This window comes from Streptomyces flavusporus, assembly GCF_046267975.1.
GTDB lineage: Bacteria > Actinomycetota > Actinomycetes > Streptomycetales > Streptomycetaceae > Streptomyces > Streptomyces flavusporus.
Genome location: NZ_CP176503.1, coordinates 7,782,028 through 7,795,051, shown reverse-complemented (window position 1 = coordinate 7,795,051; position 13,024 = coordinate 7,782,028). Strand labels below are relative to the sequence as shown.

At 70.8% G+C, this 13,024-nt stretch carries 14 protein-coding genes and 2 pseudogenes; 6 read left to right on the top strand and 10 right to left on the bottom strand.

Annotated elements, in window-relative coordinates; genetic code table 11:
• Positions 1-15: 15 nt before the first annotated feature.
• The 5 genes from ACKTSN_RS36760 to ACKTSN_RS36740 are packed head-to-tail and all read right to left on the bottom strand — an operon-like array spanning position 16 to position 4,832.
• Entirely contained in the window at positions 16-879 is an 864-nt protein-coding gene (locus tag ACKTSN_RS36760) for a DUF4255 domain-containing protein (protein ID WP_409473047.1), read from the bottom strand.
• 46 nt (positions 880-925) lie between these two features.
• Positions 926-1,663: a hypothetical protein gene (locus tag ACKTSN_RS36755; RefSeq protein WP_409473046.1), complete on the bottom strand. Its 738-nt coding sequence runs from the start codon at positions 1,661-1,663 to the stop codon at positions 926-928.
• Positions 1,656-2,378: a hypothetical protein gene (locus ACKTSN_RS36750; protein ID WP_409473045.1), complete on the bottom strand. Its 723-nt coding sequence runs from the start codon at positions 2,376-2,378 to the stop codon at positions 1,656-1,658. Before ACKTSN_RS36750 ends, ACKTSN_RS36755 begins: the two co-directional genes overlap by 8 nt.
• A gap of 23 nt (positions 2,379-2,401) precedes the next feature.
• Positions 2,402-2,926, bottom strand: a complete 525-nt coding sequence (locus tag ACKTSN_RS36745) for a phage tail protein (protein ID WP_004003113.1) — start codon at positions 2,924-2,926, stop codon at positions 2,402-2,404.
• A gap of 40 nt (positions 2,927-2,966) precedes the next feature.
• A complete protein-coding gene (locus ACKTSN_RS36740; RefSeq protein WP_409473044.1) occupies positions 2,967-4,832 on the bottom strand; it encodes a phage tail sheath C-terminal domain-containing protein in 1,866 nt (621 codons plus the stop codon).
• A 362-nt stretch (positions 4,833-5,194) separates the two neighbouring features.
• On the opposite strand from ACKTSN_RS36740, the gene ACKTSN_RS36735 reads away from it, so the two are divergent.
• Entirely contained in the window at positions 5,195-5,632 is a 438-nt protein-coding gene (locus ACKTSN_RS36735; protein WP_409473043.1) for a YchJ family protein, read from the top strand.
• On the opposite strand, the pseudogene ACKTSN_RS36730 reads toward ACKTSN_RS36735, so the two are convergent.
• Positions 5,629-6,910 (bottom strand): annotated as a pseudogene (locus ACKTSN_RS36730) (RNA-guided endonuclease InsQ/TnpB family protein). The gene ACKTSN_RS36735 and the pseudogene ACKTSN_RS36730 sit on opposite strands and share 4 nt — an antisense overlap.
• A 225-nt stretch (positions 6,911-7,135) precedes the next feature.
• Here ACKTSN_RS36730 and ACKTSN_RS36725 point away from each other — a divergent pair.
• Positions 7,136-7,333, top strand: coding sequence for a hypothetical protein (locus ACKTSN_RS36725; RefSeq protein ID WP_409473042.1), 198 nt, complete (start codon positions 7,136-7,138; stop codon positions 7,331-7,333).
• A 76-nt stretch (positions 7,334-7,409) separates the two neighbouring features.
• On the opposite strand, the gene ACKTSN_RS36720 is transcribed toward ACKTSN_RS36725, so the two are convergent.
• Positions 7,410-8,807 carry a GntP family permease gene (locus tag ACKTSN_RS36720; RefSeq protein ID WP_409473041.1) on the bottom strand — a complete coding sequence of 466 codons (1,398 nt, stop codon included), beginning with the start codon at positions 8,805-8,807 and terminating at the stop codon, positions 7,410-7,412.
• Between the two features lie 66 nt (positions 8,808-8,873).
• Entirely contained in the window at positions 8,874-9,401 is a 528-nt protein-coding gene (locus ACKTSN_RS36715) for a gluconokinase (protein ID WP_129797016.1), read from the bottom strand.
• 141 nt (positions 9,402-9,542) lie between these two features.
• On the opposite strand from ACKTSN_RS36715, the gene ACKTSN_RS36710 reads away from it, so the two are divergent.
• Positions 9,543-10,244 (top strand): FadR/GntR family transcriptional regulator, encoded by a 702-nt coding sequence (locus tag ACKTSN_RS36710; protein ID WP_129797015.1) that lies wholly within the window; start codon positions 9,543-9,545, stop codon positions 10,242-10,244.
• Between the two features lie 10 nt (positions 10,245-10,254).
• Here the strand turns inward: ACKTSN_RS36710 and ACKTSN_RS36705 are convergent.
• Both ACKTSN_RS36705 and ACKTSN_RS36700 read right to left on the bottom strand, forming a co-directional pair.
• Positions 10,255-10,877: pseudogene (locus ACKTSN_RS36705) on the bottom strand (cytochrome b/b6 domain-containing protein).
• Entirely contained in the window at positions 10,861-11,586 is a 726-nt protein-coding gene (locus ACKTSN_RS36700; protein ID WP_409473040.1) for a molybdopterin-dependent oxidoreductase, read from the bottom strand. Before ACKTSN_RS36700 ends, ACKTSN_RS36705 begins: the two are co-directional and overlap by 17 nt.
• Before the next feature lie 122 nt (positions 11,587-11,708).
• Between ACKTSN_RS36700 and ACKTSN_RS36695 the strand changes: the two genes are divergently transcribed.
• From ACKTSN_RS36695 to ACKTSN_RS36685, 3 genes are read left to right on the top strand one after another with little or no spacing between them, the layout of a single operon-like run.
• Positions 11,709-12,224: an NUDIX hydrolase gene (locus tag ACKTSN_RS36695; RefSeq protein ID WP_409473039.1), complete on the top strand. Its 516-nt coding sequence runs from the start codon at positions 11,709-11,711 to the stop codon at positions 12,222-12,224.
• A gap of 31 nt (positions 12,225-12,255) precedes the next feature.
• Complete coding sequence (locus tag ACKTSN_RS36690) at positions 12,256-12,648, top strand: YidH family protein (RefSeq protein WP_409473038.1); 393 nt, start codon at positions 12,256-12,258, stop codon at positions 12,646-12,648.
• Positions 12,645-12,968 carry a DUF202 domain-containing protein gene (locus tag ACKTSN_RS36685; RefSeq protein ID WP_409473037.1) on the top strand — a complete coding sequence of 108 codons (324 nt, stop codon included), beginning with the start codon at positions 12,645-12,647 and terminating at the stop codon, positions 12,966-12,968. Before ACKTSN_RS36690 ends, ACKTSN_RS36685 begins: the two co-directional genes overlap by 4 nt.
• The last annotated feature ends 56 nt before the right edge of the window (positions 12,969-13,024 follow it).

Sequence of the window (13,024 nt, the reverse complement as noted above, 5' to 3'; positions counted from 1 at the left end):
CGCGCTCATCCCGTGTCACTTCTCCGTGTTCTCGCCCGCGCCGTCCGAGTTCCGTGGGCCGGGGCGGGCCGGCCGAGGGGTGCGGGTGGTCGCCTTACGGGTGCGCGCCGACGTCTTGGCGACGGCCTTCGCGGCCTTCTTGGCGACAGGCTTCTCGGTCTTCTTGGCGACGGCCGGTGCTTCGTCCTTCGCATCCTCCGTCGTCGGAACAGGGACTGACGGCTCGTCACTGCTCCGCTCCACCCCCGGAGGGACCGGCGCCCCCGGCGCCCCGAACGGCAGCACCCGTACATCCGTCCGTTCGACCGGTTTCCGCGGCACCGGCGTCTCACGCCCGTCGATGAAGACCAGCGCCGCCTGATAGACGACCGACAGTGCGTACGGCGTCTGGTGGAGCATCCCCCACAGCTTCGACGTCTCGTCGACGTCCATCACCGTCGGTGTGAACCGCACCCGCTGCGCCGCCTCGACGAGGTCGCTGCCTGCCAAGTACGGCTTCTCACCGGCGAGTTCGATGACTCCCTTCGGCAGAATCGGGGTCTCGTGCAGGGTGCGCACCACGGAGCCGATCAGACGCTGCCCGACGAGTTCCGTCTCGTCGCCGTAGGCGCTGATCAGGTAGTGCAGGTCGAGTGCGGCAGCGGGCCGTTTGACCAGAGTGCCGTCGGCGGCGCGGGTGGGCAGGTCGTTGTTGCGCTGTGAGGTGTTGGGCGTGACCTGGTAGAGGAACACCGAGATGGTGGGCTGGTCGGTCGGCGGGTCGGCCGGCGGCTTGCGCGGTTCGACCTTCACCGCCATGTCGATCTCGGGCCCGATGTTGGACTCGATGAGCAGGGCGAGGGCCTGGGTCACATGGGCGATGGCAAGTGCGTTGCTCATGGCGTGAGTTCCTCGGTCCCTGTCGTCCTGATGCTTCCTGTGCCGCTCATTCACGCCCCCGGGCCAGGTACTCCGCGAGGCTCACCGCTGCCCCCGGCCGCTCGGTCCCGGGCGTCCGCTGCCGGGCCCCGCCGGACGGCGACGGTGCCGCGGTCACCTCGAGCCGCCCGATCTGCACCTGCACCACCTGCTCGGACGCCCGCACCGTACGGCGGGCCGCGGCCTGCCGTACGGCCTCGCGTGCCGCCGCCGTGTCCGCCGCCCTGGGCCGAGGGGCGGCCGGCGCGGCGGGGAGAGCGGCGTCCGTACCCGAAGGGGTGGGTACGGACGCCGCGGTCGGGGCGGCGCGCTCCGGGCGGCCCGGCGTACGCCGCCCGGCATCCGGGGCCGGTCGGGGGCCCGGCAGCACCGGCGCCACCGGGCGCAGCAGCGGCGCCTCGGCCACGGCCGGTGGCGCGGGGGGCTGCGCCGGGTCGGCGAGCAGTCGTTCGGTGCGTACGACGGTCCGCTCCCGTTCCGTGTGCAGCCGTGCCGCCCGGGCGGCCGGAGCCGCACGCGGGGTGTCCGGGCGGAGTGCGGCGGAGGGCGTCGAAGAGGGCCACACCGGCTCGGCGTCCTCGCCCGCGTTCCGCGCCCGTACCGCCTCGATCCGTTCGAACGGGCCGGGCAGCCGAGGCCGTACGCGCACCGCATCCGGGCGCGGGCCGGTGGCGGCCGGCGCGTGCCGGGCGATCAGCCGGTCGAGGAAGTCGGGCACCTCGGAGCCGGGCGTGGACTCAGACATCGGCGCACATCTCCAGGTAGTAGCGGCGCCGCAGCGGGCTGAGCGCCAGGATCTCCGGCTCACTCCAGCCGTACGCGGTGGCGAGCAGGTGAACGTCGAGGAGCAGGTCCCTCGCCCAGGAGTCGAGTTCGGTCCACAGGTACGAGGCGATGTCCAGCTCGGCCCGGGTGGCCCGCCCGCACTCGGGGCAGGCCACGTTGAGGGTCACGTCGGCCCCCGGGTCGGCGGCCTCCACCGCCTCGGCGATCCGGCGCTGCACGGGCGCGGGCAGGGCGTCGGCGGTGACCGCCGCCCCGTCGTGCACCGCCGAGACGAGGCACCGCGCCAGCAGCGCCCCCCGCGGATCCACGTCCCGCGCCGCTGCGGTCAGGTCGCCGGAGCCGGGCAGCCGGAACTCGACCTCCCACCCGTCGTGCGCGACCCGTACGACCGTGTCACCGCGGACTCCGACCGAGCGGGCGAACTCCCCGGCGTCCAGGTCGAACTCCATGTCCGCCCCGCACTCCGCGCAGTCGAGCCGCACCTGCATGCGCTCGCCGAACAGGGCCCGGCGCAGTGCGAACAGGTCCGCCTCGCGCTCGCCCACCGGAAGGGCTGGCAGTGCTCGGGCATCGAGGTCCGGGCGCGCGGTGCGGTGCAGCAGCAGCGCGCGCCCGGCGGATGCCTCGGCGAGTCCCGCCTCCCAGGTGGCCAGCAGATCGGCCGCCCCAGCCATCAGCTCCCCCAACCTCCTTCAGTTCAGGCCGGGTTCAGGAACGAGGGCTCCTCCGGCTCGGGCACCTCGTAGTCCCGCTCCCAGCCCTCGCACTCGAGCTTCAGCGACTGTATGGCCACCGCGTTGGCGTTGGCGTCCAGCTCGCCCAGCACCTGGTACTCGCTGGGCCAGGTCCGGTACAGCTTGTGCGAGACGGCGACCTGGCCCGCCTCGTTGAGGACCTGGATGACGATGTCCTTGCGGAAGTCGGCGAGCGACACCTCGGAGCCGAGACCGGCCCCGACCTGCCAGACCTTGTTGGCCCAGCGGTCGAACTCGGGGTCGTGGGTGACCCCGCGCTCCAGGGTGATGCCCTCGAACTCCGAGCGGCCCGGCGACTTGCGCGGCGAGGAGGGGTCGCCGCCGTGCCGGTGCTTGACCACCTCGGTGGTCCGCTTCAGGGGACTGATCTTGCTGATGCCCGCGACCGTACGACCGTCCCACAGGACCAGGAACTTGAAGTTCTTGTACGGGTCGAAACGATGGGCGTTGACCGTGAACTCAGCCATCGAAATTCCTCGGCATTTCTCGGTATTCCTACGAGCGCGATCAGAGCGCGAACTGCCCGGACGTCTGCTGGATCCTGACGATCACGAACTCGGCCGGCCGCACGGGCGCGATGCCCACCAGCACGTTCACGACGCCGCCTGCCACGTCCTCGTCCGTGGTGGTCTCGTGGTCGCACTTGACGAAGTAGGCCTCGCGCGGCGTGCTGCCCTTGAACGCACCCTGACGGAAGAGCGTGTGCAGATACGAGGAGGCGCTCAGCCGGATCTGCTGCCACAGCGATTCGTCATTGGGCTCGAACACGACCCACTGCAGGCCGCGTTGCAGGCTCTCCTCCACGTGCAGCGCGAGCCGGCGCACGGGCACGTACTTCCACTCGCTGTCGAGCGCGTCGGAGCCGGCGAGGGTGCGCGCGCCCCACACCAGCGGGCCGGTCAGCGGGAAGGTACGCAGGCAGTTGACGCCGAGCGGGTTGAGCAGCCCCGTCTCCCGGTCGGTCAGCTCGACGGTGAGCGAGTGCACGCCCGCGAGCCGCGCCTCGGTGCCCGCCGGCGCCTTCCACACACCGCGCTCGGAGTCGGTGCGGGCGAAGACGGCGGCGACCGCGCCGGACGGCGGGAAGGAGCGCAGCCGCCCGGTGAGCGGGTCGGTGAGCTGGAGGTGCGGGAAGTACAGGCCGGCGTGGTCGCCGCGCACGGCGTCGAAGGCGGCGAGCCCCGCGCGGGCCGTGTCCACACTGACCCAGGTGCTCGGGGCGTCGACGAGCAGGAAGATCCGTCGCTCCTGGCACAGCCGCTGGGCCGCCGAGACGACGGTGAGCATGTCCTCGGTCTTCTCGTACGACGCCAGCTCGGGCAGCGCCAGCAGGTTGACGTCGGCGACGCCGCGCAGAGCCTGGATGCCGGTCTTGTCGGCCTCGGAGCCGATGAGGTCGCGCGGTCCGGGCGCCTCGCCGTCCTCGCCGCCTTCCAGCGGGAACACCGGCGGGTTGACGGAGGCCTCCAGACCCAGGTCGTTGGCGCACTCGCCGAGGAAGCGGACGACGTCCTCGGGATCGGTGGAACCGGCGACGACCTGGATGCGCCGGCCGAAGGCGGTCACCTCGGCGCCGGCGAAGGCGTGCTTGCCGGGCGCGTCGGGCAGGGCGCGCAGCTTGCGCTCCAGCAACAGCGCCAACTCGGCGACACTGGACGGGGCTTCGCCGTCGCAGTCGGGGTCGTGGAGCCGGAACTCGCGCTCCACGTCGCCGATCTTGACGGTGAGTTCGACCTCCAGGTTCGGCAGCTCGTCCCCGAACGGCTTGGAGACGGTGCCGGACGGGTCGGGGCGGCCCTCGCCGACGGCCTCGACGCGGATGAGGCGCGAGCCCGCGTTGATCACCGTGGGCGCGTAGCGGCCGTGCCCGGCGTCCATGGACAGGCCGGTGAAGCTCTCGCGGGTGTCGCCCTTGGCGTCGTACACCCGCAGGTTGAAGGTCTCGTCGGGTTGAGGCGTGTCGTAGTCGACGGCGACGCGCAGGCCGTTGCCCCAGACGCCGGGTTCCTTGGCGTGGACTTCGAGAACGCGGCTCTCGCTGTGGCCCTCGGTGGACTCCAGGACGACGCAGGCAGCCTTTCCGCTGCCGGCCTTGGCGACCCGGACGATCACGGCGACGCTGCCGCCGCCCGCGAAGAACTGGTGCACCGCGTAGGCGACGGCGCTCTGCGAGCCGAGCCCTCCGAAGCGGCGCTCGAACTCGGCGAAGCCGGTGACGCGCACCGGTTCGTTGAGCGGACCACGCCGGGTGTGACCGACGAACGCGGTCACCGACGTGGTCACGGCGGAGATGGTGCGGCTGCTGCTGGGAAGCTCTTCGACGTAGACGCCGGGATACGTCGGTCGGGCGGCGCTCACTGCATTCGTCGGCATTCCCCCTCCAATCCCTGTCTCGGGCACCAGACGAAGGCACCAAGAGATGACAGAGGGAGACTTTCCGGACCGATGCGCACGAACGCCACCCACACGGGCGACGGTGATCACGCGCACCGCATCGGTTCCCCCGTCAGCACGCCGGGCGGTCGGTCGCCCGGCCAAGCGCACGCTTGTGACTCCTGATGCTCGAGTGCTCGATCCACCTTGGTGAGTGGGGAGTTGTCGAGCAAGACGTGTTCACGCCAGCCCTGGGGGAGGTTCGATGAAGGGTGGCGAACACAACTCGCACACGATGTGCGCGTGTCGGGGCGGGTGATCCACCACTTCTGCACAGCCGGTGTTGCAGCAGAATGGAGCGCATGTCCCGACGCCCCGCCCGGCCCCGCCGGCCACACCCCGCCACCCCTTCGCACAACCCTTCGTGCCCTTGCGGTCTTGCGGAGACATACGAGATGTGCTGTGGCCGATTTCATCGGGGTGCCGCCTCGGCGCCGACCGCCGAGGCGCTCATGCGGTCGCGTTACAGCGCCTTCGTGAAGCGGGACGAGGGGTATCTGCTGCGGACCTGGCATCCGCGGACGCGCCCACCGCGGGTCGAGTTCGATCCCGGTATGCGGTGGACCGGGCTGGAGATCCTCGACACCGGCGACGGGACCGCGTTCCACACGACCGGGACCGTGACCTTCCGGGCGTCGTTCAAGGGCGGGGCGGTGCACGAGCGGAGCCGGTTCGAACGGGTCGACGGGGCGTGGGTGTACGTCGACGGGGAGTTCCTCGAGTCAACTACCCGGTACTAAAGCGCCAGGCTTGCACAACGGGCATCACTGGCGGTGATGCTGCGTTTGCGTCCAGCCCCACCCCGGCGCGTGCGCTCCGGAGGTGAGGCAGGGGCCGTTGACTGGGCCCCGCGTCGCCACAACTCCCACGCGCGGGCGCGGATGTTGCGGGAGCCTCCCCCACTCTCGGCTTCGCTCGAGCGGGAGGTGCCCCCATCGGTCCGCGTGCGCAACGACGCCGCAGTTCCGGCACGCGAACCAGGCCTGAGAGACCCGGTTCGCCTTGTCCACGTGGCCGCACTCGGCGCAGGTGCGCGAGGTGTACGCCGGATCGACGTGCACCACCGGCACCCCGGCCCGGCGGGCCTTGTACGCGATGAACCCTCCGAGCTGGGCGAAGGACCAGCTGGTGTGGGCGGCCCGTTGGGGTTTGCGAAGCCGTACCCGTTCGCGGATGCCCGTCAGGTCCTCCAGGGCGATCCCGCGACCGGTGCGTTCTGCCTCGGCCACCACATGTTTCGCGATCTTGTGGTTGATGTCCTTCGCCCGCCGCGCCTCCTTGCGCCGCCGCTTCTTCAAGCGGCGCCTGGCGGACGGGGTGTTCTTCTTCTGCAGCTTGGTGCGCAGCGTGCGTTCCCGCAGCCGCGTGCGGTTCAGCTCCCGCCCGGCCATGATCTCGCCGTCGGAGGTGGTGGCGATGTTCACGATGCCCAGGTCGATACCGAGGAAGTCCGCCGGATCGGTGTTGGGCTCGGCCTCGGGGACCTCGCAGGTGGCCAGCAGGAACCACATGCCGTCCCGGCGCACCAGGTCCGACTCTCCCCGCCGGTGCAGGGCCAGGGTGGCCAGCTGCTCTCTGGAGGCGGTGAACGCCACGTCCTTCATCCGTCCCGACACGGTCCAGATCGAGATCCGTCGTTCGGCGATCTGCCAGGACAGCATCCGGTCGTCGTAGGGCTGTGCCCCGTCCGGTCGGAAGGCGATCGGTTTCTCGGTGGCCCTGCGGTACCGCTTCGAGCCGGGTTTGCCGAGGTTCCCGGCCTTCAGGTTCGCCGTCAGCGTCGCGTAGGCGTCACAGGTCTTCTTGATCACATGCTGGGCGGCCTGGGCTCCCAGGCTCCACCGCGCCTTCACCTCGTCATAGATGAGCCTGCGCAGCGCGAAGTTCTTCTTCACATCCTTTTCGAAGGCCACCTCACTGGCCCAAGTGGCCGCTTGGTTGCAGGCGTGCAGGGTCGCCTCAAGCGCCGCCGCCTGCACGGGCGTCGGCAGCAGCTTCACCTGCACCACGAGCTTCACACCCGCGACGCTAGCCGGAACTCCCAGGTCTCACATTCGAACACAGGAAATTCCCCCGTCATCCCGGACCGCCTTCCCGGCGCTCCGCGCCGGATGCCACCGCGGTGCTCCGCACCGCTCACCCCAGGATGCGATTCCTCCCGGGCGTGAACGCCCGGGTACTTCAACCAGGACACCGCCAGTGTCCCCGACACCAACGAAACGGGCGACGGCTTCGGCTGCGAGGTGAAGCTGACCGACGTCACCGGTGACGGCAGGGCCGACCTGACGGTGGGCGATTGCTGGGAGAACACCAACGGCGCGGCGTTCTACCTGCCGTCCAACGGTACGAAGATCACCCCCGGCGACCGGGAGATCTTCGCCTCCTCGGTGGGCGTGGACTCCGAGGGCTACCCCAACTTCGGCGCCAACGCGGCGAACTGAAAAACACCCGGGCCGGGGCGGTTGCCCGGGCCCGGGTTGGTGGTTCGACTGTTTGCGACTGTCCCGGAGACAGCCTCTATATGACCAGGGACAACAGCAGCACCAGCGCCCCCGCGACCACCGAGATGATCGTCTCCATGATCGACCAGGTCTTGATCGTCTGGCCGACGTTCAGCCCGAAGTACTCCTTCACCAGCCAGAAGCCGGCGTCGTTGACATGGCTGAAGAAGAGCGAACCGGCGCCGATGGCCAGGACCAGCAGGGCGGCGTGCGTGGTGGACATGTCGGCCGCGAGCGGGGCGACCAGTCCGGCCGCCGAGATGGTCGCGACGGTTGCCGAACCGGTCGCCAGCCGGATCGCCACCGCGATCAGCCAGGCCAGCAGCAGGGCCGGGATCGACCAGTCCTCGGAGATGTCCAGGACCATCTGGCCCACGCCGGAGTCGATCAGCGTCTGCTTGAAGCCGCCGCCGGCGCCGACGATCAGCAGGATGCCCGCGATGGGCGCGAGGCCCTTCTCGACGATCCCCGAGATGCGCTCCTTGGAGAACCCGGCGGGGCGGCCCAGCGTGAAGATGCCGACGAGCACGGCGGCGAGCAGGGCGATCAGCGGGGAGCCGACGACGTCGAAGACGCGCTGCACGGTGTTCTCGGGGTCGTCGACGATGATGTCGACGAGCGCCTTGGAGAGCATCAGCACGACCGGCAGCAGGATGGTCGCCAGTGTGGCGCCGAAGCTGGGCCGCTTCTCCAGTTCCTCGGACGCCCGCTGCGGGATCATCCGGTCCGGGGCCGGGACGTCCACCCAGCGGGCGGCGTACTTCGAGAACACCGGACCGGCGATGACCACCGTCGGGATCGCGACGAGCACACCGAGAGCCAGGGTCACACCCAGGTTGGCGCCCAGCGCGTCGATCGCGACCAGCGGACCGGGGTGCGGCGGGACCAGGCCGTGCATGACCGACAGGCCCGCGAGCGCCGGGATGCCGATGCGCATCAGGGAGTAGTTGCCGCGCTTGGCGACCATCAGCACGACCGGGATCAGCAGCACGACGCCGACCTCGAAGAACAGCGGCAGACCGATCACGGAGGCGATGAGGACCATCGCCCACGGCATCGAACGGCCGCTCGCCTTGGCGAGGATCGTGTCGACGACCTGGTCGGCGCCGCCGGAGTCGGCGAGCATCTTGCCGAGGATCGCACCGAGGGCGATCAGCACACCCACGCCGGCGACCGTGGAGCCGAGGCCGGTGGTGAAGCTGGTGATGGCCTTGTCGAGCGGTGCCCCGGCGAAGGCGCCGAGCGCCAGCGACCCGATGGTCAGCGCCAGGAAGGCGTGAAGCTTGAACTTGGTGATCAGCAGGACGATGAGCGCGATACCCGCCAGCACGGCGATGCCCAGCTGGGCGTGGCCGGCCGAGGTGATCGGCTCGACGGTGTCCGCTGCCAGCATCTCGACGCTGAGTCTGGTCACGGGGGTTCCCTTGTCAGTGGAGGGGATGGGGAGGGGAGGGGAGGGGAGGGGAGTGATGCGGGAGTTCTACGAGGTCTGCGGGGCCGTCTGCTCCAGCCCGTCCAGCGCGGCCAGGGCGCGCTCGGTGATCTCCTCGGGCGTGCCGGAGACGTCGACGGCGACTCCGGTCTCGTCCGGCTGGAGCGGCTGAAGCGTGGCGAACTGCGAGTCCAGCAGGGCCGTCGGCATGAAGTGACCCTGCCGGTGCGCCATCCGGTCCTCGATGAGGGCCCGGTCTCCGGTGAGGTGCACGAACACGATGTCGGGGGCCGCGGCCCTGAGCCGGTCGCGGTACGACCGCTTCAGCGCCGAACTGCTGACCACCCCGCCCAGCCCGGCCCGCCCGTGCGCCCAGGCGCCGATGGCGTCCAGCCAGGGCCACCTGTCGTCGTCGTCGAGCGGGGTACCGGCCGACATCTTGGCGATGTTGGCCTGGGGGTGGAAGTCGTCGCCCTCGGCATAGGGAACGCCGAGCCGGGCGGCGAGCAGCGGACCGATCGTGGTCTTGCCCGTTCCGGCGACGCCCATCACCACGACGACGTGGGGGGTACGCATGTCTGCCTCGCTGTCTTCCTCGACATACGACGTCGCATCCGACGTCGGCCAAATGAAACCTTTTAGGTACGACGAATTCAAGAGCCTGTGACAAATAAGTCTGACTTTTTGTTCCCGTGATCCGGCACGTACGCTGAGTGCATGAGCACACCGGGCCGGGGGCTGCACGGCCAAGTACTGGACACCCTCGGCCCCGAGATCACCGCGGGTGAGTACCCGCCGGGCAGCGTTCTGCGCACCGACGAGCTGGCCCAGCGCTTCGACGTGTCGCGCTCCGTGATGCGCGAGGCGGTCCGCGTGCTCGAGTCCATGCACCTGGTCGAGTCCCGCCGCCGGGTGGGCGTCACGGTCCGCCCCAGGTCGGAGTGGAACGTCTACGACCCGCAGGTCATCCGCTGGCGACTGGCCGGCGCCGACCGGCCCCACCAGCTGCGCTCGCTCACGGTGCTGCGTTCGGCGGTCGAACCGGTCGCCGCTGGGCTCGCCGCCAGGAATGCCACCGCCGAGCAGTGCAAGGAGCTCACCGAGTGCGCCCTGGGCATGGTCGCGCACTCACGCGGTCACCAGCTGGAGGGCTACCTCTTCCACGACATCGCCTTCCACCGGGTGATCCTCAACGCCTCCGGCAACGAGATGTTCGCCCGCCTGGGCGATGTCGTCGCCGAGGTGCTGACCGGTCGTACCCAGCACGACGTGATGTTCGAGGATCCCGACCCGGCCGCCGTCACCCTGCACGTCAAGCTCGCGGAGGCGGTCCGGGAGCGCGACGCCGCCCGCGCGGAGGAGCTGACCCGGGAGATCGCGGTGGGCGCGCTTCAGGAGCTGGACATCCTGGCGCCCTGACGGCCGCTCTTCAGCGTCGCCAGAGCGGATGCTCCCGCTCCGCCCACTCCCCGCTCACCGACCCGGTCCGCATCCCCCGCCGGGCCTCCGGATCCGCCAGCGCCATGCCGATGTGCCCGGCGAGGACGATGCCGATGGTGAGGGCCAGCCAGTCGTGGACGAAGGTCGCGCTGGTGCGCCACACCAGCGGGGTGAGGTGGGTGAACCACATGATCAGGCCGGTGCCGAGCATCACCAGCGTCGCCCCGGCGATCCAGGCCGCGTAGATCTTCTGCCCGGCGTTGAACTTCCCCGCCGGACGCGCCGCGTGCCGTCTGTCCCGGCGCAGGGCGGCGCGCAGCCAGACCCGGTCGTGCGGGCCGAAGCGGTTCAGCAGCCGCAGGTCACCGCGGAAGGCGCGGGAGGCGAGGCCGGCCAGCACGGGCACGGGCAGGGCGAGCCCCGCCCACTCGTGGACGGTGACGACGAGGGCACGGCGGCCGACCAGCTCCGCGAGCTCGGGGATGTACAGACAGGCCGCGGTCAGCACGCACACGCCCATCAGCGCGGCCGTCGTGCGGTGCACCCACCGTTCGGCCCTGCTGAACCGGCGGACCTCGGTCGCGGTGGCGGGGCGTCAGCTCGTGGGCTCATCGTCCCGTCCGTTCGAACGGCCCACCCAGGCGTCGATGTCGTAGCCCCGCTTCTCCCAGTAGCCCGGCTGCACGTCCTCGGTGACGGTGATGCCGGAGAGCCACTTCGCGGACTTGTAGAAGTACATGGGGGCGACGTAGAGGCGTACGGGTCCGCCGTGGGCGTGACTGAGATCCTCGTCCTGCATGCGCAGGGCCACCAGGACGTCGGCGCGGCGGGCCTGGTCGAGGGTGAGGCTCTCGGAGTAGGTGCCGTCGAAGCAGGTGAAGCGCACCGCCCCGGCCGACGGGCGCACTCCCGCGGCGTCCAGGAGCCGGGACAGGCGCACCCCCTCGAACGGCGTGCCCGGGACCCGCCACCCGGTGACGCACTGCACGTCGCGCACCATCCGGGTCTGCGGCAGGGCGCGCAGGTCGGCCAGCGTGTAGGTGTGCGGTCGGTCCACCAGTCCGTCGACGGTGAGGCGGTAGGTCGTGGCGTTCTTGTGCGGTACGGAGGAGGCGACCGAGTAGTAGCGGAAGCCGCCGCCGTTGGGCAGCAGGCCGGTCAGGCCGGTGGGGTCCTTGTCCGCGGCGCTGCCGAGGAAGGACTCCAGTCCGCGCTGCAGGGTGGGCGCGGCGACCACGCCGAGGGCACCCAGGCCGAGGGTGCCGAGCAGGACGCGACGGCCGATCGGCCGGCCCTCCTGCTCGGGTTGTCCGGTGTTCACCCAGCCATTCGAGCACCCGGGACCCCGCCGCGGCCAGGGATCGCGGACGCCCGTCAGAATTCCGTAACCACCGCTGACCACCGCTGCCGAAACCACCGTTCCCGCCCTGCTTGGATGGCCCCATGAGCGCTGCTGACGAGATCCTCGACATCGTCGACGAGCACGACCGCGTCATCGGGCAGGCCCCGCGCGGGGAGGCGTACGCGCAGGGTCTGCGTCACCGGTGCGTGTTCATTCAGGCCCGGGACGCGGCGGGCCGGATCTTCGTCCACCGCCGCACGCCGACCAAGCTCGTCTTCCCCTCCTTGTACGACATGTTCGTCGGCGGCGTCGTCGGCGCGGGCGAGGCCTACGACGATGCGGCGTTGCGCGAGGCCGAGGAGGAACTCGGCGTCACCGGGCTCCCCCGTCCCGCGTACCTGTTCAAGTTCCTGTACGCCAACGGCGCCGGCCACAACTGGTGGTCCGCCGTCTACGAGGTGCGCTGCGACCTGCCGGTCCAGCCGCAGGCGGAGGAGGTCGCCTGGCACGACTTCCTGCCCGAGCAGGAGATCGAGCGGCGTCTCGCGGAATGGCAGTGGGTCCCGGACGGCCTGGCGGCCTACGCGCGCCTGAGCGCCTACCGGTCGGCGGGCTGATCCACCCGCGCACCCCGATAGGGTCGTGCACGTGATCGAACTCGTACGGAACGTCCGGCTGTGGTTCGCACCCCAGCGGATCCGGGCGGAGGGCGTCACGCCCGACTACCGGTTCTCGCTGGCGAACGAGCGCACGTTCCTGGCCTGGTTGCGCACCGCGCTCGCGCTGATCGGCGGCGGGTTCGCGGTGGACCAGTTCCTGCCGGACCTGAGCCGGGGCTGGCGGGTCGGGCTTGCGCTCGCGCTGCTCGCGGCGGGCGTGCTGTCCTCCCTGCGGGCGGTCAACCACTGGATGCGCTGCGAGCGCGCCATGCGCCGGGGCGAGGACCTGCCGGTGTCACGGTTCCCGGCGCTGCTGAGCCTGGTCGTCGCGGTGGTGGCCGTCGCGATGGTCGCCGTCGTGCTGGTCGGGTGGGAGGGGTGAGCGCCGTCGCCGCCCCGGAGCGGGATCCGGGACTGCAACCGGAGCGGACCCGGCTCGCCTGGCGGCGCACCACGCTGTCGGGCACCGTCGCCGCCGTACTCGCCGTGCGGACCGCACTGCACGGCGGGACGTCGGCCACCCGGCTCGTCGTCGGTGCCCTGTGCTGTGCCCTCTGGCTGGGCTTCCTGCTGGTCGCCCACCGCCGGATCCACGCGCTCGCGGCGACCGACCGCCCCGCGGCCCTCACACCCCGGTACGCCACGGCCGCGGCCCTGTGCACGGTCGCCCTGGCCGCCTGCGCCTCGGCGCTGGTCCTCTAGTAGGGCTTTGTTAGGTACCCCGATTGATCATCGTCAGGTAGATTGTGATGTTCTGT

Excerpts from the sequence above, each read along its gene's own strand:
- ACKTSN_RS36755 (WP_409473046.1), bottom strand. The coding sequence starts at position 1,663 with ATGTCTGAGTCCACGCCCGGCTCCGAGGTGCCCGACTTCCTCGACCGG.
- ACKTSN_RS36735 (WP_409473043.1), top strand. The coding sequence starts at position 5,195 with ATGTCCCGACGCCCCGCCCGGCCCCGCCGGCCACACCCCGCCACCCCT.
- ACKTSN_RS36695 (WP_409473039.1), top strand. The coding sequence starts at position 11,709 with ATGAGCGCTGCTGACGAGATCCTCGACATCGTCGACGAGCACGACCGC.
- ACKTSN_RS36715 (WP_129797016.1), bottom strand. The coding sequence starts at position 9,401 with ATGCGTACCCCCCACGTCGTCGTGGTGATGGGCGTCGCCGGAACGGGC.
- ACKTSN_RS36750 (WP_409473045.1), bottom strand. The coding sequence starts at position 2,378 with ATGGCTGGGGCGGCCGATCTGCTGGCCACCTGGGAGGCGGGACTCGCC.
- ACKTSN_RS36745 (WP_004003113.1), bottom strand. The coding sequence starts at position 2,926 with ATGGCTGAGTTCACGGTCAACGCCCATCGTTTCGACCCGTACAAGAAC.
- ACKTSN_RS36760 (WP_409473047.1), bottom strand. The coding sequence starts at position 879 with ATGAGCAACGCACTTGCCATCGCCCATGTGACCCAGGCCCTCGCCCTG.
- ACKTSN_RS36740 (WP_409473044.1), bottom strand. The coding sequence starts at position 4,832 with ATGCCGACGAATGCAGTGAGCGCCGCCCGACCGACGTATCCCGGCGTC.
- ACKTSN_RS36710 (WP_129797015.1), top strand. The coding sequence starts at position 9,543 with ATGAGCACACCGGGCCGGGGGCTGCACGGCCAAGTACTGGACACCCTC.